This window comes from Sinorhizobium arboris LMG 14919, assembly GCF_000427465.1.
GTDB classification, from domain to species: Bacteria; Pseudomonadota; Alphaproteobacteria; order Rhizobiales; family Rhizobiaceae; genus Sinorhizobium; species Sinorhizobium arboris.
In genome coordinates this window covers 3,184,793-3,203,474 of sequence record NZ_ATYB01000014.1, presented here as the reverse complement: position 1 = coordinate 3,203,474, position 18,682 = coordinate 3,184,793, and the positions used below count along the sequence as shown (strand labels likewise).

The following is an 18,682-nucleotide window of genomic DNA, read 5'->3' as shown; positions in this document are numbered from 1 at the left end:
GTCTCTTCAAATGTCATAGTTCATCGGCGCACTCAGCGACGCAATGAACCGCTTGGTCCGCTCCCGCTCCGGCGTCGAGAAGATCTTCCGCGGCGGTCCGCTTTCGACGACGACGCCGCCGTCGAGGAAGACGACATGATCGGCGACCCGCGAGGCAAGCCGAAGGTCGTGGGTCGCCATGATCATCGTCGTTCCCTCGCGGGCGAGGCGGCTCAGGACCTCAACCACTTCTTCCGCCAGTTCCGGGTCCAGCGCCGAGGTCGGCTCGTCACAGAGGAGCACGCGCGGGGAAGGGGCAAGGGCCCGGGCGATCGCCACGCGTTGCTGCTGGCCGCCGGAAAGGGTGGCCGGCCAGGCATCCGCCTTATGTGCCATGCCGACCTTCTCCAGAAGTTCGAGAGCCCGGGCGCGGGCGCGGGCGGCCGGCCATTTGAGGACGGTGACGAGGCCTTCCATCACATTGCCGATCGCCGTCTGGTGCGGAAACAGCTGAAAGTTCTGGAACACCATTCCGGTCTGGCGGCGCAGTCCCTGGATGGCCTGCCAGCCGATCTTGCGGCCGGCGGCGAATTCCAGCCGGTCGTCGCCGAGCCGGATCGCGCCCGACGTCGGGATTTCCAGCAGGTTGATGCAGCGCAGCAGGGTGCTCTTGCCGCCGCCGGAAGGCCCGACGAGAGCAGTCACGCTGCCTTCCGCCAATGAGACGCTGATGTCGTTCAGCACGGTGTTGGTGCCGAAGCGTTTGACGATGTGGGAGAGCTCGATCACGTGCGCGCCTCCAGGAAGCCGCCATAGCGGGCGAAACGCTGCTCCAGTTTCCCCTGCAGAGCCGAGAGAACGGAACTCATGACAAGATAGATCAGGGCAGCCTCTATGTAGAGGATCAAAGGTTCATAGCTGGTGGCGACGATGCGCTGCGCCGTCTGGAAAAGCTCCGGCACGGTAATGGCGGCGGCGAGCGAGGTGTCCTTGACGAGCGAGATGAAGGTGTTCGAAAGCGGCGGCACGGCGACACGGCCCGCCTGGGGCAAAATCGTCCGGCGCATCGCCTGACTCCAGCTCATGCCGATCGAGTAGGCCGCTTCCCACTGTCCCCGCGGAACGGACGAGATCACCGCCCGAATGATCTCGGAGCTGTAGGCGCCGATATTGAGCGTGAAGCCGATCAGCGCTGCAGGAAAGGCGTCGAGCAGGATGCCCATGCTCGGCAGGCCGTAGAAGATGACGAAGAGCTGCACGAGCAGCGGCGTGCCGCGGATCACCCACACATAGAAGCGCGCCACGGCCGCGAAAGGCGCCGGGGCAAAAAGCCGGACGACCGCGGTGACGAGGCCGAGAGCCAGGCCCAGAGTGAAGGAGAGGAGCGTCAGCGGGATCGTGAAGATCAGCCCCGCCCAGAGCAGGGCCGGCAGCGAGTCCGCCATCAATTGAAGCCAATGGGGCAAGGGAGAACCTTTCGAAATACGCGATCCGTCCCGGAAGCCGGAACGGATCGCGATTCATAAGCAGGATGAAGGAGGGTGTGAAGCCCGCATTCCATTCAACTGCTTTGCAGGCGTCCCTCACCCTGGCCCTCTTACCGCAAGCGCGGAGAGCGGATTTAGCAGCTCTCGGCTTGCCCCTTCGCCGCGCTCGCGGGAGAAGGCGGATGAGGGCGATGCGCGGCCCTCCGAAAGCTATTTCGAAACGTCGGCTCCGAAATATTTTTGCGAAATCCTGTCATAGGTGCCGTCGGCCTTGATCTCGGCCAACGCCTTGTTGATCGCCTCGAGCAGCTCCGGCTCGCCCTTGCGGATAATGATGCCGGAATAGTCGGCGTCGGGCTTTTCGGCAGCAATCTTCACGTTGGCGTCCGGCTTCTGCTTCTTGAAGTCCAGGAAGGAGAGGCTGTCATTGATGGTCGCGTCGGCACGGCCGGTCAGCACGAGCTGGATCGACTGGTCGAAGCCGTCGGTTCCGACGAGCTCGGCGCCCGAGGCCTGCGCGAGCTTGCCGAAGTTGCTGGTCAGCGATTGCGCCGATTTCTTGCCCTTCAGATCGGCGAAGTCCTTGATCTCCTCGTCGTCGCCGCGGACGATCAGCACGGCCTTGGAGGCGATATAGGGCTCGGAGAAGTCGTATTTCTTCTTGCGTTCCTCGGTGATGCCGACCTGGTTGATGACGGCGTCGTAACGGTTGGCGTCGAGGCCGGCGATCAGGCCATCCCACTTGCCTTCCAGGAATTCAGCCTTGACGCCGAGACGCTTGGCGACTTCCTGGCCGATCTCGACGTCGAAGCCGACGAGAGCGCCGCTCGCGTCATGATAGGTGAATGGGGCGTAGGTGCCCTCGGTGCCGATCTTCAGAACGCCGGCGGACTTGACCTCGTCCAGGTTCTGTCCCGCTTCGGCGGGTGCGAAGGCGGCAAGTTGCAGGAGGGCGGCAGCAAAAAGCGTCGGAAGAAGTTTCATCGTTGTTTTCCAGTTCTGGTTCTCCGGCCCGTCATCCGGATTGCGGCGAGATTCGCATAAACCGGTCGGTTTCCAAGCGTATAAAAGACCAATTCCGAACCGTTTCGATGAAGATTTTTCTTCAAAAGGACCGATTTCCACCCAAAACGCGGCGACGCGAAATGTTCCGCAGCGAGTCCGCAGTTTTCCGGCAGACGGGATTGAAAGCCCGGATCAGGAGTGGTAATCACGTTTCCATCGATTCATGCACGTTTATGCACGGTTTCCACGATGTCGGCCGATTTGCTTCTGCGAGAGAGAAAGAGCCTGATCCAGGAAAGGCTGAGAACCGAGGGCCGGGTGCTTGCGGCCGATCTCGCGCGCGAATTCGGCGTATCGGAAGATACGGTCCGCCGCGACCTGCGCGAGATGGCCGCCGCCGGCCTTTGCGAGCGCGTCTATGGCGGAGCGCTGCCGGTTGCGCCCGACGCGGGTTCGCTTGTGGCCCGGATATCCCGTGAGCCGGAACGGAAGGCGGCGCTGGCGCGGGCTGCGGTCGTCTTTCTGAGGCCGCGCATGACCGTCTTTCTGGATGCCGGTTCCGCCAATCTGGCGATCGCACGGGCGATCGGACCGGACCTCTCGGCGACGATCGTTACCAATACGCCGCTGATCGCCGCGGCCTTGATGGAAAAGCCGGGCATCGAAGTGATCCTCGTCGGCGGCCCGCTGAACCGCGCTGTAGGTGCGGCAGTCGGTGCGCGGGCGCAGCGCGATGCCGAGCTCCTGAGGCCGGATCTGGCGGTTCTCGGAACCTGTGGTGCAGATGCCGAAGCAGGGCTGACCGCGTTCCATTTCGAGGATGCCGAATTCAAGCGGCTGATCGCCTCGAGGAGCCGTTCGCTGCTTGCGGCCGTCACGACCGAGAAGCTCGGTACCGCAGCGCCGCACATGGTGGTCGCGATAGACGGTGCCTCCACGCTCGTTCTCGAGGCGGATGCCCCGGATGCTCAGGTCGCGGCCTTCACGGCGGGAGGGGCGAACGTCGTTCTTGCGAAGGAGCCCAACCGGTGATCGGCGATCCCGACGGCAATCTCATCGAAATCACCAATTGAGCCGGACGACCCGGCTGCGGAAGGTTAACCCATGGATCAGCGCACAGATTCCGTCCCGAAAGCCGTCGGCCGGCAGGGCTATATGTCGAAAAACAGGCTTGCCGTGTCCCTCCTGTTCCTGATGAACGGCTTCGTCACCGGGAGTTGGGCGCCGAAAATCCCGGAGTTCAAGGAGCGCCTCGGCATCGGCGAGAGCGTTCTCGGCCTTCTCATCCTCGGATTCGGCATCGGCTCGCTCGTGCTGATGCCGATTGCCGGCGGCTTCATCGCCCGTCTCGGCTCGCAGAAGGTGGTCAAGGTCACGGCGATCGTCCTTTCGCCGCTGCTCCTCCTTCTGACGCTCCTGCCGAATCTGTGGACGGCAGCACTCGGCATGTTCCTGCTCGGCGGCTTCGTCGGCGCCATGGACGTGGCCATGAATGCCAATGCCGTCGAGGTCGAGAAGGCGATGCGCCGTGCGATCATGTCCTCGTGCCATGCCTATTGGAGCCTCGGCGGGCTGATCGGCGCCGGGATCGGCGGCATTCTGATGGCGCGCTTCGGCGTGCTGCCGCATGCGGTCGCCGTCACCTGCCTGTGTCTTGTGATACTCGCGGTTGCCTGGCCAATGATCCTTGCGGACCGCCCGCATCCTGCAGCAACCAGGGAGAAGCTCAGGCTGCCAATGACACCGCTGCCCTGGCTGATCGGCATTATGGCGCTTTTCTCGATGGTGCCCGAGGGTGCCGTTCTCGACTGGGGTGCGCTTTATCTGAGGGATGAACTCGGCGCCTCCGTCGAGCTTTCGGGCTTCGGTTTTGCCGCCTTCTCGGCGACCATGGCGGCGATGCGCTTTGCCGGCGATCATGTGCGCGACCGGCTCGGCGCCACTCTGACCTTACGCATCTGCACCGTGACCGCTCTCGTCGGCATGGTGCTCGCCGGTCTCGCTCCCAATGCCGTTCTCGCGATTCTCGGTTTTGCGCTTGCCGGCATCGGCATCTCAAACATGGTGCCGATCGCCTTTTCGGCCGCCGGCAACATGCCGGGGCTGCAGCCGGGCATAGGATTGTCGGTCGCGACCACCATGGGCTATTCCGGCATGCTGTTTGCGCCCTCATTGATCGGCTTCATCGCGGAACACAGCGGCTTTGCGATCATCTTCGCCTGCGTTCCCGTGCTGTTCATCGTGGTGCTCCTGCTTTCGCATCACGCCGTTCATGCGGATCACAGCAAGGGGCACTCGTAACGGATCGCTTAGCCGCTGCCATCAATTCGCCGTCAGCGCGTGATGTTGCCGTTGACAAGCGGGCGTTCCTTCGCCACCTGAAAAGTGACAGTTTCGGGCGGTCCGTGCGCGTTCCGCTCTGTAGCAATGGACCCAAGAAGAGGCCTTCATGTCTTCTGCCTTCGATTTCGAGCCACAGCCGCGCCGCGCCTCGGTCGCCGTCGATGTCGGCGGCGTGATCGTCGGCGGCGGTGCTCCGGTCGTCGTCCAGTCGATGACGAACACCGATACGGCCGATATCGATGCGACCGTCGCGCAGGTGGCCGCACTCCACAGGGCAGGGTCGGAGCTGGTGCGCATCACGGTCGACCGCGACGAGAGCGCAGCGGCCGTGCCGAAGATCCGCGAGCGGCTCCTGCGCCTCGGCATGGATGTGCCGCTCGTCGGCGATTTTCATTATATCGGTCACAAGCTGCTCGCCGATCACCCGGCCTGCGCGGAGGCGCTTGCGAAGTACCGCATCAATCCCGGCAATGTCGGCTTCAAGGACAAGAAGGACAAGCAGTTCGCCGAAATCATCGAAATGGCGATCCGCTACGACAAACCGGTGCGCATCGGGGTGAACTGGGGTTCGCTCGACCAGGAGCTGCTGACGCGGCTGATGGACGAGAACCAGGCGAATGGTTCCCCTATGACGGCGCAGCAGGTCACGCGCGAGACGATCGTGCAGTCGGCGCTTCTCTCGGCGGAACTTGCCGAGGATCTGGGCCTGCCGCGTAGCCGTATCATCCTTTCCGCCAAGGTCTCCGGCGTGCAGGACCTGATCGCCGTCTATGCCATGCTCGCCGCGCGTTCCGATCATGCGCTCCATCTCGGCCTTACGGAGGCCGGCATGGGCACCAAAGGCATCGTCGCCTCCTCCGCCTCGCTCGGCATCCTGATGCAGCAGGGCATCGGCGACACCATCCGCATCTCCCTCACTCCGGAGCCAGGCGGCGACCGCACCCGCGAGGTGCAGGTGGCGCAGGAGCTTCTGCAGGTGATGGGCTTCCGCCAATTCATTCCGGTCGTTGCGGCCTGTCCGGGCTGCGGCCGCACCACCTCGACCGTGTTCCAGGAACTCGCCCAAAAGATCCAGGAAGATATCCGGGCGAGCATGCCGGTTTGGCGCGAGAAATATCCGGGCGTCGAGGCGTTGAAAGTTGCCGTCATGGGCTGCATCGTCAACGGCCCCGGCGAGAGCAAGCACGCCGATATCGGTATTTCGCTTCCCGGCACCGGCGAAATGCCGGCCGCGCCCGTCTTTATCGACGGGCAGAAAGCGCTGACGCTGCGCGGACCGAAAATCGCCGAGGAGTTCCAGCTGCTCGTGGCCGACTATATCGAGAAACGCTTCGGCCACGGGCAGGCGGCGGCAGAATGATGCATCGCGCCGTCACATCACGCGCCGAAATCCCGTCCGGCGGCGCTTGAAGGTCACGACATGATCAAGCCGCCATCGACGTTGATCGTCTGTCCGGTGATGTAAGCCGCATCTTCCGAAGCCAGGAATGCGACCAGCGCCGCGACTTCGGCCGGCGTTCCGGCGCGCCCCATCGGAATGCCGCGGACCCATTCGGCCATCAGTTCGCCCGGGCCGTATTCGCCGAGCATCTGGCCCCAGACGCGGTCGTTGTAATCCCACATCTCGGTGTGAATGATGCCGGGGCAAATTGCGTTGGCGGTTATGCCCTCGCCGGCGAGCTCTTTGGCAAGGCTTTGCGTCAGGCCGACCACGCCGAATTTCGAGGCGGCGTAGTGCGGAGTGTAGATGAAGCCCTGGCGGGCCTGGCCGGATGCGGTGTTGATGAGGCGCCCTTTGGTGCCGCTGGCGCGAAAACGGCGGACGGCCTCCTGGCAGCAGAGGAAGACCCCTTTCGTGTTCACGTCGAGATTGAGGTCCCACTCGCGCTCGGTGAGGTTTTCGACCTTGGCGATGGTGATGACGCCCGCGTTCTGGACGGATACGGAAATCGCGCCCAGCTTCGCCTCGGCCTCGCCATAGGCGTCCTGTACGGCTCGAATATCGGTCACATCCAGCGTCAACCCAATCACATCGGCGCCGGTTTCCCCGGCGAGCGTCTCGGCGGCCGCGGACGCGTCCTTCTCGATCGCGGCGATCGCGACCTTTGCCCCCTCTTCGGCAAAGCGTTTTGCAATGCCCCGCCCGATTCCCTTGTTGCCCCCGGTGACGAAAACCGTTCGGCCTGCGAAACGTCTCATGGTCTTTCCTCCATAATGCGCAGCAGGCCAGGAATGATCGTCAGATCAGGCCGTGAGCCGGGCTGCTGTGAACTTGTCGGTGACGAGCACATCGATGACGCCCAATTTGAGGGCGCCTGCAATGGCCTGGGTTTTGGATTCTCCGCCCGCAAGCGCCATGACGCGATCCGCCTTGCGCAGGTCCTCAAGCGAGATGCCGATGACGCGCTCGTTGAGCGGCGTTTCCACCGGCTTACCGTCCTTGTCGTAGAACCGGTAGGAAATTTCGCCGACCGCACCCGCCTCGTGCAGCATCGCCATTTCCTGCCGGGAGAAGGTATTGCCCGAGCGGGCGAGAAGTTCGGAAGGTTCCACCGCGCCGATGCCGACGATGGCGAGGCTGAGACGGCCGAAAAGATCCATCGTTTCGCGCACGACAGGGTCGGCCAGCATGACGAGCTTTGCCTCGCGGGAGGAGGTGATGCCCTGGACGAGAAGCAGTCTCGGCTCGCCGCCGGTCAGCCTGGCGAGGCGTGCCGTCAACTGCGTGGCGTGGGTCTGTACCGAAGCGTCGCCCATGCCACCGAGAATCTGCACGATGTATTTGGCCTTGGCGTTTTTCAGCGGGTGGATGTTGTCCACCATGCGCAGGATGGTCTGGCTCCAGCTGGAGACGCCGACGATCTCGTCCTGCTGCAGGGTAACTTCGAAGAAGTGCGCTGCCGCTTCGCCGATCCGCGCCATGATCGCGCCGTCGCGATCCTCGGAACAGTCGATGACGATGGCCTCGGTCAGACCGTAGCGCTCGCGAAGCGCGGTTTCGAGTTCAGCGAAAGTGCCCGGCGGAGGGATGACCGTCGTACGGACGATGTCCTCCTGTTCGGCCCGCTTCAGCATGCGCGAAACGGTAGCCTGCGACATGCGCATGATCTCGGCGATCTCGGCCTGCCGCTTGCTTTCGATATGGTACATCTGGGCAACGCGGGCAATCAGTCGCAACTCGTTGAGCCGTCCCATGGGGGCCTCCAGCAGTGAATTTTTATTCACTCATAGATGAAGGACCCGGAACGGTCGAGCGGTAGATTGCGTCCTGCCATACCAGAAGCCTTTCTGCAGCGTCGGAGGTCCGCGGGAAGAGAGGATTGCCGGCGCGCGGCAGGGAAGCGACAGCGGTGAGATCGGGCCACACGCCCAATGACAGTCCCGCCAGATAGGCCGCTCCGAGGGCGGAGGCCTCCGGCGCATCGCATTGCGTGATGACATGGTTCAGCGTATCGGCCACGCATTGCATCAGGAAGGTGTTCCTGCTCGGCCCGCCATCCGCATAGAGGCGACCAAGCGGCGCCGGCGACTGCGCAGACATCGTCTTGAAAACGTCGAGGACCTGGAAGGCCATCGAATCCGTCACCGCTCGTGCCATCTGAGCGCGCGTCGTGTTGAATGTGATGCCGGAAAACAGCGCCCGCGCATCGGCCTGCCAATAGGGTGCGCCGAGGCCCACGAAGGCCGGCACGAAACCCGGCCCGCCCGGCTCGGCGGTGGCGGCGAGATCGATCAGGGCCTGCACATCGGTTAGGCCGAGCATTTCGGTCATCCACGGGAGGGCCGCGGCCGAAACGAGAATATTGCCCTCGAAGGCATAGGTCGGCCGGCCGTCGATCGACCAGGCGATCGTCGTCGTGATACCCTGCTCGGGCGCGATGAAGTGCGGCAAGGTCGTCATGACCGACGAGCCGGTGCCGAAGGTTACCTTGCCGTCGCCGGGAGTGAAGGCACCGTGGCCGAAGAGCGCGGCATGGCTGTCGCCTATGGCGGAGGCGATCGGAATGCCATCCCTGAGACCCGGGACATTCTTCGTCTTGCCGAAGAACGAGGCGCTGTCGCGCACTTCGGGCAGGGCGGTTTTCGGCACGCCAAACAGCTCGCAGAGCTCGTCGCTCCAGACCTGGCCGTTGAGGTCGTAGAGTTGGCTGCGCGCTGCATTGGCGGCATCGCAGGCATGGACGGCGCCATCCGTGAAGCAGTGGATGAGCCAGGCGTCGATCGTGCCCAGCCGGAACGCGTGTCCCGCCGGCACGCGATCGAGCAGCCATTTCATCTTGGGGCCCGGAAACATCGGGTCGAGGGGGAGACCGGTGAGCGCCTGGACGCGCGAGGTATGGCCTGCCGCGGTGAGGTCTGCGCAGGCCGGCGCGCTGCGGCGGCATTGCCAACTCACCACCGGGCCGAGCGGCTTGCCGGTGGCGGCATCCCAGACGGTGACGGACTCGCGCTGGTTGGAGATCGCGAGTCCGAGGATATCGGCCGGCGGTCCCGCCTGCAGGCAGGCCGCAATCGCCTCCTGAACCGATTCCCATATACGCAGCGGGTTCTGTTCCACCCAGCCGGGCTGCGGGTGTTCGATTCCGACCGGAGACGCGCCGCGCGAGAGGATCTCACCGGTCGTCGAAACGAGCACGGCTTTGGAATTCGTGGTGCCCTGGTCGATGGCGAGAATGGCGGTCGTCATGGCGGCTCCGGATGCGGGAATTGGGGGCGCGGCAGGAGGATTGCCGCGCCCGGCACGAACCTAAACGCGCATGATCATGCGCGGGAAGGCTTCCGTGCAATCAGTACAACGGCCGCCTCGGCAATGGCGGCAGGGGACATGCCGAATTCGTCGAGCAGGAATTCGGCTGACCCAGTTGGGGCAAAAATGCCCGGAACGCCGAGGATCTTCATCGGCACGGGGGCTTCGGCCACGACGAATTCGGCGACGGCCGAACCGAGGCCGCCGAAGGTGGAGTGCTCTTCCGCAGTCAGTATCGCGCCGGTCTCGCGGGCGGCGGCCACGACGGCATCCGCATCGAGCGGACGGACCGTCGCCATGTTCAGCACGCGTGCCTCGATACCCTCTGCCGCCAGCAGATCGGCGGCTTTCATCATGCGGTGTGTCACCGTGCCGTTGGCGACGAGAGTGACCGCGTCGCCGTCGCGCAGCAGGTTGGCCTTGCCCAGTTCGAATGTGTGGTCGGCGGGCAGCAGATCCGGAACGCCGACGCGTGACAGGCGCAGGAAGACCGGACCGTCGAAGCGGGCGGCCCATTCGACGGCTGCGGCGGTCTCGATCGAGTCGCATGGCGCGATGACCGGAAGGTTCGGCAGCACGCGCGTCCAGGCGAAATCTTCGATGGAGTGGTGTGTGGGCCCAAGCTCGCCATAGGCCATGCCGGAGGAAATGCCGACGAGTTTCACGTTTGCGTTGGAATAGGCGATATCGGCCTTGATCTGCTCCAGCGACCGGCCGGTCAGAAAGCAGGCGGCACCGCAGACGAAGGGCAGCAGGCCTCCATTGGCGAGGCCGGCGCCGACACCGACCATGTTCTGTTCGGCGATGCCGACATTGACGAGTCGATTGGGCCATTTGGACTTGAAACCGCCGAGCTTCGAGGAGCCGACGGAGTCGTTGCAGACGGCCACGATCCTGGGGTTGTCCGCGCCCAGGCGCTCCAGCACGGCAACGAAGGCGTCGCGGCAGTCGTGCAGCTCGGCAGAAGGTGTCACGGCGTTCATCACAGGGCCTCCGAAAGCTCAGCCATGGCAATCTTGTATTGTTCGGCATTCGGCACCTTGTGGTGCCAGTCGACCTTGTTCTGCATGAAGGATATGCCGTGGCCCTTGTTCGTATGAGCGACGATGCAGTGCGGGCGGCTGCCGCGCTTTTCCAGCGCCGGAACGATCTCTTCCATGGCATTGCCGTTGATCTCGGTCACATCCCAGCCGAAGGCTTCGAGTTTGGCGGGGAATGGGGCGAGATTGTTGGTGTCCTCCAGAGTCGCGCCCTGCTGGAAGCGGTTGTGGTCGATGATCAGGGTCAGGTTGTCGAGACCGAATTGCGCGGCCGACGCGATGGCCTCCCAGTTGGATCCTTCCTGCATCTCGCCGTCGCCGGTCAACACATAGGTGTGGTATTTCGCGCTCGTCAGCTTTGCGGCCTTCGCCATGCCGACCGCCACCGGCAGGCCATGGCCGAGCGGGCCGGTATTGGTCTCAACGCCGGGCACCTTGGTGCAGTTCGGATGCCCGTTGAGACGCGAATGCGGCTTCAGGAACGTGCTGATCTCTTCCTCCGGAATGAAGCCTCGCTTGGCCAGCGTAACATAGAGCGCCAGCGCCACATGGCCTTTCGACAGCACGAAACGGTCGCGCTCCGGATGCTTCGGCTGTTCGGGCCAGATGCGCAGCACGCGAAAGTAAAGCGCCGCCAGAATGTCTATGGCGGACATCTCCCCGCCGATGTGGCCGGCGCCGGCTTCGAAAACCGCTTGCAGATCGCGAAGGCGGATCTGTCGAGCGATGCGGTCGAGATCGTTCGGCTGCATGAAATCCTCTTAGTGAATAAATATACATCCATCCATATACTTGCATGCCGGTCTGGCAAGTCAAGTGAAAATACGCCTCCCGCAACCTGAAATTCGCCAGGCCGGCATATTGACAGGCTACCGAACCATCATGTACGCATTAACACACAGTGATGAATATTTATGCCGACCGCCACATGAGGAGGCGGACTGTGCGGGAGGACGACGCATGCAGGCTGCAGTGCAAGAGAAGCAGGGGACTGCCGCAAGGCAGCTCCCGTCACTGAAGGGCGCGACCGGTCCGTTGATCGGACTCATCGTGCTGTGCCTTTTCCTCGCCTTCGCGACGGACAAGTTCCTGTCTGTGCGGAACTTCCTCAACGTGCTCGACCAGATCACGGTGCTTGGCGTCATGGCCGTCGGCATGACTTTCGTCATTCTGATCGGAGGCATCGACCTTGCGGTCGGCTCGGTCATGGCGCTGGCGATGATGGTGCTCGGATATCTCAACGTCGTGGTCGGCGTGCCGATGTGGCTCGCCATTCCCCTGGCGCTCGCCGCGGCCTCGCTCAACGGCCTCATCGCGGGCCTCCTCATAACCCGCTTCAACATACCGGCTTTCATCGCCACGCTGGCGATGATGTCGATCGCGCGCGGCCTGGCGAACATGATCACCGACGGCCAGCAGATCATAGGCTTTCCGGCCTGGTTCAACATGATGGCCATCGTTCGCTTCGGCGGCTTCCTGACGCTGACCGTTGCCGTAATGATCGCGGTCTTCATCGTCGGCCTCCTCTACCAGCGCTACCGTCATGGCGGGCGCGCGCTTTACGCCATCGGCGGCAATGCCGAAGTGGCGCGCCTTGCCGGCATCAACGTCCAGCGCGCGACCGTGCTCGTCTATGTCGTCTGCAGCTTCCTCGCGGGTCTTTCCGGCATGGTGCTCGCGGCTCGTCTCGACTCGGTCCAGCCGTCGTCGGGCGTGTCCTATGAGCTCGACGCCATCGCCGCGGTAGTCATCGGCGGCACCTCGCTATCCGGCGGAACCGGCGGGATCGGAGGCACCATCATCGGCGTGCTCATCATCGGTGTCCTGCGCAACGGTCTCAACCTGCTGAGCGTGTCTCCGTTCATGCAGCAGGTGATTATCGGAGCCGTCATCGTGCTCGCCGTCACGGCAGAAACGTACCGCAAGCGGAAGTGACGACTTCGCCCCGCTGCCGAGGTGCGGCGGAGCGCTGAAAACGGCCGGCAATGGTGCCGGCCGCCAAAGGAGAGGGCGACCTCTGCGAGGGCAGGGCGCCACCGGGCAACTCGGAGGAGAAACCATGAAACTGTCCACACTGCTGATGGCGGCAACCGCCGCTTCCGTTCTTGCGCTTCCGGCAACCGCCGCCGAGGTCAAGAAGATCGGCCTCGCCGTTCCGAACCTCCAGGCCGACTTCTTCAACCAGATCAAGCTCGGCGTGGAAAAGTACGCCAAGGAAAAGGGCATCGAAGTGGTCGTCGTCGATGCGAAGAACGACACCAACACGCAGGTCAGCCAGGTGCAGGACCTGATGGTCCAGGACATCGATGCCTTCATCTATATACCGGCCGGTGCCGCAGCCGCCGCCGTGCCGACCCGCCTCGCCCGCGCCGCAGGAATTCCGGTGATCAATGTCGACCGCGTTCCGGACGGCGCACCGGGCGACACCTTCATCGCCGGTGAGAGCGTCGAATCCGCCTACTCCGTCTGCAAGCACATCATCGAGAAGGCCGGTGGCTCGGGCAAGATGGCGATCATCCACGGACAGAAGGGCACGACGCCGGAAGTCGACCGTTTCACCGGGTGCAAGCGCGCCATAGACGAGAACCAGGGTGTCGAGCTGGTCGACCAGCAGTGGAGCAACATGTGGTCGGCGGACGAGGGCTTCTCGATCGCGCAGAACATGCTGCAGGCAAACCCGGACATTACGATCATCTTCGGTCAGGCCGATGGTCTTGCCATGGGCGCGGCCAAGGCGGTCGACGTCGCCAATCTTTCGGACAAGGTGATCATCGGCGGTTATGACGGCGACGTCTCGGCCCTCGAATATCTCGCCAAGTGCAAGGGCCCGTTCATCGCCACCGCCACGCAGAGCACGCAAAAGATGGGCGTTCTTGCCGTGGAATCCGCGCTTGCTGTTGCGGCGGGCGAGAAGGTCGAGGAGCGTCAGACGCCGAATGCCGTGCTGACGACATGCGACAACGCTCCGGAATTCGTAAAGAACCATCCGTAACCCGATAGCCGAAAGGCAGCAGCGCCATGACGACCCGCTCTCCAATCCTGTCGCTCCGTCGCGTCCAGAAGTCCTACGGTCCGATCAAGGTTCTCCACGGTGTCGATCTCGATATCTATCCGGGAGAGGTCGTGGCGCTGCTCGGTGAAAACGGCGCCGGAAAATCGACGCTGTCGAACATTATTTCCGGCACCGTGCGGCCTTCGGCGGGCGAGATGACCTGGCTGGGCAGGGCCTACGCGCCCGCCGATCCGCGTGCCGCGATGGACGAGGGGGTAGGCATGATCCATCAGGAATTGAAATTGCTTCCGAAGCTCTCGATCGCGGAGAACGTGTTTGTCGGTCGCTACCCGATGAAGGCGGGTCGGATCGACCGCAAGGCCATGGAAGATCGGGCACGCAGCGGCCTTCACCGGCTGGGTCTCGACATCTCGCCGGATCGCCTCGTCGAGGGGCTTTCGACCGGCAGGCAGCAGCTCATCGAGATCGCCAAGGCACTGACTCTCAATGCGCGCCTCCTCATCCTCGACGAACCGACAGCCGCGCTCGGCGGCGAGGAGACCCAGCTCCTCTTCCAGCAGATAGAACGGCTGAAGTCGGAAGGCGTCGGCATCATCTACATTTCGCACCGCCTGGAGGAAATCCGGCAGATCGCCGACCGCATCGTCGTGATGCGCGACGGCGCCAAGGTGCAGGAGTTCGAGAGTGGCGACGTGCCGATCCGCACGATCGTCGAGGCCATGGTCGGGCGCTCCCTCGAGCGCATGTTCCCGACTCTCCCGGCGCCGACGGATCAGGTGACGCTGGAAGTGCGAAACCTCTCGTCGCCGTCCAATGCGTTCCGAGACATCAGCTTCTCGGTTCGCAGGGGCGAGGTCTTCGGGATTGCGGGCCTCATGGGAGCCGGCCGAACCGAACTCGTACGCGCCATCAGCGGCGCCGACCCCATCTCCGGCGGAGAGGTCCTGCTGCACGGCAAGCCCGTCACGCCCCGCTCCCCGACCGATGCGATTCGCAACGGTATCGTTCTCGTGCCGGAGGACCGAAAGCTCCAGGGCATCGTGCTCGATCATTCGATCGCGGAAAACATCGGCTATGCCAATCTCGGCGAGATTTCCCGCAACGGCTGGATCTCGTCGCGCCGCATCCAGCAGTTTGCCGAGGACTGCATCAAGACGTTCGGGGTAAAGGGCCGCGGCGGGCAGAATGCAGGCGAGCTTTCCGGCGGCAACCAGCAGAAAGTGGTGCTCGCCAAATGGCTGGCGCGCAAGCCGCAGGTGGTCGTGCTGGACGAGCCGACGCGCGGCATCGACGTAGGCGCCCGCTCTTCGATCTACGATCTCATCATCGATCTCGCGCGCGAAGGCGTCGCGGTCATCGTGGTCAGCTCGGATCTCGAGGAGGTGCTCGGCGTCTCCAGCCGCATCCTGGTCATGGCACAGGGCAAGCAGGCCGGCATCCTGAACCGCGAGGATGCGAACGACGTCTCGATCATGGAACTCGCAACGATCTAAGCAGGAAAAAACCTATGTCTGAAGTCGGTCTCGACGCGCCGAAATTGTTCGACCTTTCCGGAAATGTCGCTTTCGTGACCGGCGCGGGCAGCGGCATCGGCCAACGCATCGCTATGGGGCTCGCCCAGTGCGGCGCGGATGTCGCGCTGCTCGACCGCCGCACGGATGATGGCCTCGCCAGGACGGCCGACTTCATCGAAAAGGCGGGCCGCCGCAGCATCCAGATCGCCGCGGACGTCACCAGCGGCGCGGCGCTCAACGACGCGGTTGCGCGCACTGAAGCGGAACTGGGGCCGCTGACCCTCGCGCTCAACGCTGCGGGCATCGCCAATGCCAGTCCGGCCGAGGAGATGGAGGAAAGTCAATTCCAGACGATGATGGACATCAATCTCAAGGGTGTTTTCCTCTCCTGCCAGGCGGAAGCGCGTGCCATGTTGAAGAACGGCCGCGGGTCGATCGTCAACATCGCATCCATGTCCGGCGTCATCGTGAATCGCGGTCTGAGCCAGTGCCACTACAACGCCTCCAAGGCGGGCGTGATACACATGACGAAGTCCATGGCGATGGAGTGGGTAGACCGCGGCGTCCGCGTGAACACGATCAGTCCGGGCTATACGGCAACACCCATGAACACCCGACCGGAAATGGTGCACCAGACCAGGCTGTTCGAGGAGCAGACGCCGATGCAGCGCATGGCGAGCGTGGACGAAATGGTCGGGCCGGCCGTTTTCCTCCTGTCGGATGCGGGGAGCTTCGTGACCGGCGTCGATCTTCTCGTCGACGGCGGCTTCTGCTGCTGGTGATGTCGCCGGGCAGGAGCTCCAATCAAAGCCGCGCCGTCAAAAGTTTGAATCCGGCGAAGGCGAAGAAGCCGGCCATCAGGCTCTCGATGATCCGCCGCGATTTCAGATAGGCGCGGTGCACCGGCGAAAGCGAGAAGACGATCGCGAAGCCGCAGAAGAGGACGAGGCCGATCAGCATGCAGCCGCCGATGAAGGCGGCGGTGACGCCGACCGGCGCGCCTTCCGGCATGCCGAGGGAGACCAGCATGATCCAGGCGAAGATCGCCTTCGGATTGGTCAGGTGGATCCCGAGACCTTTGAAATAAAGCTTCTTCAGCGAGGCTGCCGGCGGAACGCCAAAGGCGGCGGGTCTGCCGTCGCCCCGCACCGCCGCTCTGAGCGCATGATAGGCCAGCCAGAAAAGATAGCAGGCGCCGGCGATCTTCAGGACGAAGATGGCCTGGCCATAGGTCCGGATGAGGGCCGACAAGCCGGAAGCCGTCAGCATTGCCCAGGTATAGCTGCCGCTCAGCACGCCGAGGGCGAGAGCGAGGCCCGCGCTTCTCCCCTGGCTGACCGAGGTCGCGATGATCGCCAGAACCGCGGGGCCCGGCGAGGCAACGGCGATGACATAGGTCGTCCAGGCGATGAGGAGCTGCGGCAGATAGGGCGTGAGGTCGAGCATGACGGCGTCCGATTGTCCCTCAGGGTCGCGCGTCTTGTCAGACGCGCAAAGACGGTAGCCGAGGCTTGCACCGATGCCAATGGGAGCTTGGCTGTAACCCGGTGCTGTGCTGCCCTTACAGAATCGCGTCGAGCGCCGCGATCAGCCTGGCGCATTCCGCATCGGTCCCGATGGTGATGCGCAGGAAATCCGCAATTCGGGGCTTGGCGAAGTGGCGGACGACCACTGCCCGTTCGCGCAGCTTCGCCGCCAGCGCCTGGCCGGCATGTCCGGGATGGCGGGCAAAGACGAAGTTTGCCTGCGACGGCAGAACCTCGAAGCCGCGGGCTTCGAGGTCGCGTGTCAGTTTTGCCCGCGAGGCGATGATCCTGCCGCAGGTCGCTTCGAACCACGCCTCGTCCTCGATTGCAGCCGTCGCACCCGCCTGGGCGGCTCGACCGAGCGGGTAGGAGTTGAAGCTGTCCTTGACGCGTTCCAGCGCCTCGATCAGCGGCCGCTGGCCGACTGCGAAACCGACCCGCAGGCCCGCCAGCGCGCGTGACTTGGAGAAGGTCTGAACGACGAGCAGGTTCTCGTATTTCGGAACGAGCGCGATCGCGGATTCGCCGCCGAAATCGACATAGGCCTCGTCGATCACCACGGGCTGATCGGGATGCTCGGCCACCAGCCGCTCAATGTCGGCAAGCGGCAGGCCGATACCGGTCGGCGCATTCGGGTTCGGCAGGACGATGGCGCCCGAGGGACGGCGATAATCGGCTATGTCGATGCGGAAAGCGGCGTCGAGCGGCACCTCGACCGCCTCGATGCCGAAGAGGCCCGCATAGGTCGGGTAGAAACTGTAGGAGATGTCCGGAAAAAGCAGCGGCTTGTCGTGTTTCAGAAGCGCCGCGAAGGTGTGCGCCAGGACCTCATCGGAACCATTGCCGACGAAAACCTCTCCGACCGATAAGCCGTGACGCGCAGCGATCGCCTCCCGCAGCCCGAGAGCGATCGGATCCGGATAAAGCCGGAGGTCGGTGCTCGCCGCCGCCCGGATTGCCTCCAGCGCCTTTTCCGAGGGGCCGTAGGGGCTCTCGTTGGTGTTGAGCTTGACGAGATTGGCTATGCGCGGCTGTTCGCCGGGGACGTAAGGCTTCAGCGTGGCAACGATCGGCGACCAGAGTTTGCTCATGAGCTCAGTTCCTGCGGTTGGCGATGAAGCGGGCCGTTTCGGCAAGGGTCGCCGAACGGGCGCCGTAGGGTTCAAGCAGCCCTTCCGCTTCGGCCACCAGACTTTCGAGTCGGCGCTCGGCCCAGGGCTGGCCGTGCAGGGAGACAATCGTGCCCTTCCCTCGCGCCGCATCCTTGCCGGTCGCCTTGCCCATTATCGCGGCGTCGGCGGTGAGGTCGAGCAGGTCGTCGGCCAGTTGGAAGGCGAGCCCGATCTTCTCTCCGAAGGCGCGCAGCCGTTGTCGGTCCTCTGCCGGTGCATCGGCGATGATCGCACCCGCCTCGCAGGCAAAGCGGAGGAGGGCGCCGGTCTTCATCGACTGCAGGAGGACGACGCCCGCTTCGTCGGGAGCACACTTTTCGGCGGCGAGGTCGAGCGCCTGACCGCCGGCCATTCCGCCGTGTCCCGCCGCGCGCGCGAGCGCGACCACCAGCATCGTCTTCTGACGATCGGAGATTGGTGTTTCCGGCGCCGCGACGATGTCGAAGGCGAAGGTCAGCAGGCTGTCGCCCGCGAGAATTGCCGTCGCCTCGTCGAATGCGACGTGCACGGTCGGCTTTCCGCGCCGCATGTCGTCGTCGTCCATGGCCGGCAGGTCGTCGTGGACGAGCGAGTAGCAGTGAATGCATTCGAGCGCGGCGCCTATTCTAAGCGCCGCATGCGCATCGCCACCGAGGAGGGCCGCACTTTCGCTGACAAGAAAGGGCCGCAGCCGCTTGCCGCCATTGAGCACGCCATGGCGCATGGCGGCGAGCAGGTTTTCCGGGCGGGCGATCTCGTCCGCCCGCACTGCGGGCCCGAGCAATGTTGCAAGCAGCGCTTCCACCGCGACCGCGTTGGCCTTCAGGCGTGCCGAAAAGGATGATCTCTCGTCTGTCATAGAGGCTCTTTTACATGC

18 protein-coding genes are annotated in these 18,682 nt (G+C 63.8%); 7 read left to right on the top strand and 11 right to left on the bottom strand.

Annotated elements, in window-relative coordinates; genetic code table 11:
• Positions 1–6: 6 nt before the first annotated feature.
• The 3 genes from SINAR_RS0126755 to SINAR_RS0126745 all read right to left on the bottom strand — a co-directional run bounded on the left by SINAR_RS0126755 (position 7) and on the right by SINAR_RS0126745 (position 2,450).
• Entirely contained in the window at positions 7–768 is a 762-nt protein-coding gene (locus SINAR_RS0126755; RefSeq protein ID WP_028001933.1) for an amino acid ABC transporter ATP-binding protein, read from the bottom strand.
• The gene (locus SINAR_RS0126750) at positions 765–1,445 is read right to left on the bottom strand and encodes an amino acid ABC transporter permease (protein WP_028001932.1); all 681 of its coding nucleotides are present in this window, start codon (positions 1,443–1,445) and stop codon (positions 765–767) included. The genes SINAR_RS0126755 and SINAR_RS0126750 overlap by 4 nt, the downstream gene beginning before the upstream one ends.
• Before the next feature lie 231 nt (positions 1,446–1,676).
• Positions 1,677–2,450: an amino acid ABC transporter substrate-binding protein gene (locus tag SINAR_RS0126745; protein ID WP_028001931.1), complete on the bottom strand. Its 774-nt coding sequence runs from the start codon at positions 2,448–2,450 to the stop codon at positions 1,677–1,679.
• A gap of 270 nt (positions 2,451–2,720) precedes the next feature.
• Between SINAR_RS0126745 and SINAR_RS0126740 the strand changes: the two genes are divergently transcribed.
• From SINAR_RS0126740 to ispG, 3 genes are all read left to right on the top strand, one after another.
• Complete coding sequence (locus SINAR_RS0126740) at positions 2,721–3,503, top strand: DeoR/GlpR family DNA-binding transcription regulator (RefSeq protein WP_028001930.1); 783 nt, start codon at positions 2,721–2,723, stop codon at positions 3,501–3,503.
• Between the two features lie 72 nt (positions 3,504–3,575).
• On the top strand, positions 3,576–4,772 hold the full coding sequence (locus tag SINAR_RS0126735; RefSeq protein ID WP_028001929.1) for an MFS transporter: 1,197 nt from the start codon (positions 3,576–3,578) through the stop codon (positions 4,770–4,772).
• A gap of 148 nt (positions 4,773–4,920) precedes the next feature.
• A complete protein-coding gene (gene ispG / locus SINAR_RS0126730; RefSeq protein WP_028001928.1) occupies positions 4,921–6,174 on the top strand; it encodes a flavodoxin-dependent (E)-4-hydroxy-3-methylbut-2-enyl-diphosphate synthase in 1,254 nt (417 codons plus the stop codon).
• 53 nt (positions 6,175–6,227) lie between these two features.
• On the opposite strand, the gene SINAR_RS0126725 is transcribed toward ispG, so the two are convergent.
• From SINAR_RS0126725 to SINAR_RS0126705, 5 genes are all read right to left on the bottom strand, one after another.
• Positions 6,228–7,013: an SDR family oxidoreductase gene (locus SINAR_RS0126725; RefSeq protein WP_028001927.1), complete on the bottom strand. Its 786-nt coding sequence runs from the start codon at positions 7,011–7,013 to the stop codon at positions 6,228–6,230.
• 45 nt (positions 7,014–7,058) lie between these two features.
• Positions 7,059–8,009 (bottom strand): sugar-binding transcriptional regulator, encoded by a 951-nt coding sequence (locus tag SINAR_RS0126720; protein WP_028001926.1) that lies wholly within the window; start codon positions 8,007–8,009, stop codon positions 7,059–7,061.
• A gap of 22 nt (positions 8,010–8,031) precedes the next feature.
• The gene (locus SINAR_RS0126715; RefSeq protein WP_028001925.1) at positions 8,032–9,501 is read right to left on the bottom strand and encodes an FGGY family carbohydrate kinase; all 1,470 of its coding nucleotides are present in this window, start codon (positions 9,499–9,501) and stop codon (positions 8,032–8,034) included.
• Between the two features lie 74 nt (positions 9,502–9,575).
• Entirely contained in the window at positions 9,576–10,544 is a 969-nt protein-coding gene (locus SINAR_RS0126710; protein ID WP_028001924.1) for a transketolase family protein, read from the bottom strand.
• Positions 10,544–11,353 (bottom strand): transketolase, encoded by an 810-nt coding sequence (locus tag SINAR_RS0126705; protein ID WP_028001923.1) that lies wholly within the window; start codon positions 11,351–11,353, stop codon positions 10,544–10,546. The genes SINAR_RS0126710 and SINAR_RS0126705 overlap by 1 nt, the downstream gene beginning before the upstream one ends.
• 208 nt (positions 11,354–11,561) lie before the next feature.
• Between SINAR_RS0126705 and SINAR_RS0126700 the strand changes: the two genes are divergently transcribed.
• The 4 genes from SINAR_RS0126700 to SINAR_RS0126685 all read left to right on the top strand — a co-directional run bounded on the left by SINAR_RS0126700 (position 11,562) and on the right by SINAR_RS0126685 (position 15,910).
• A complete protein-coding gene (locus SINAR_RS0126700) occupies positions 11,562–12,536 on the top strand; it encodes an ABC transporter permease (RefSeq protein WP_028001922.1) in 975 nt (324 codons plus the stop codon).
• 124 nt (positions 12,537–12,660) lie between these two features.
• Positions 12,661–13,593: a substrate-binding domain-containing protein gene (locus SINAR_RS0126695; RefSeq protein ID WP_028001921.1), complete on the top strand. Its 933-nt coding sequence runs from the start codon at positions 12,661–12,663 to the stop codon at positions 13,591–13,593.
• A gap of 26 nt (positions 13,594–13,619) precedes the next feature.
• On the top strand, positions 13,620–15,107 hold the full coding sequence (locus SINAR_RS0126690) for a sugar ABC transporter ATP-binding protein (protein ID WP_028001920.1): 1,488 nt from the start codon (positions 13,620–13,622) through the stop codon (positions 15,105–15,107).
• 14 nt (positions 15,108–15,121) lie between these two features.
• On the top strand, positions 15,122–15,910 hold the full coding sequence (locus tag SINAR_RS0126685) for an SDR family oxidoreductase (RefSeq protein WP_028001919.1): 789 nt from the start codon (positions 15,122–15,124) through the stop codon (positions 15,908–15,910).
• Positions 15,911–15,932: 22 nt separating this feature from the next.
• Here SINAR_RS0126685 and SINAR_RS0126680 read toward each other — a convergent pair whose 3' ends face one another.
• The 3 genes from SINAR_RS0126680 to SINAR_RS0126670 all read right to left on the bottom strand — a co-directional run bounded on the left by SINAR_RS0126680 (position 15,933) and on the right by SINAR_RS0126670 (position 18,664).
• Positions 15,933–16,574: a LysE family translocator gene (locus tag SINAR_RS0126680; protein WP_028001918.1), complete on the bottom strand. Its 642-nt coding sequence runs from the start codon at positions 16,572–16,574 to the stop codon at positions 15,933–15,935.
• A gap of 115 nt (positions 16,575–16,689) precedes the next feature.
• Complete coding sequence (hisC, locus tag SINAR_RS0126675) at positions 16,690–17,745, bottom strand: histidinol-phosphate transaminase (protein WP_028001917.1); 1,056 nt, start codon at positions 17,743–17,745, stop codon at positions 16,690–16,692.
• 4 nt (positions 17,746–17,749) lie between these two features.
• Entirely contained in the window at positions 17,750–18,664 is a 915-nt protein-coding gene (locus SINAR_RS0126670; RefSeq protein WP_028001916.1) for a polyprenyl synthetase family protein, read from the bottom strand.
• Between the last annotated feature and the right edge of the window lie 18 nt (positions 18,665–18,682).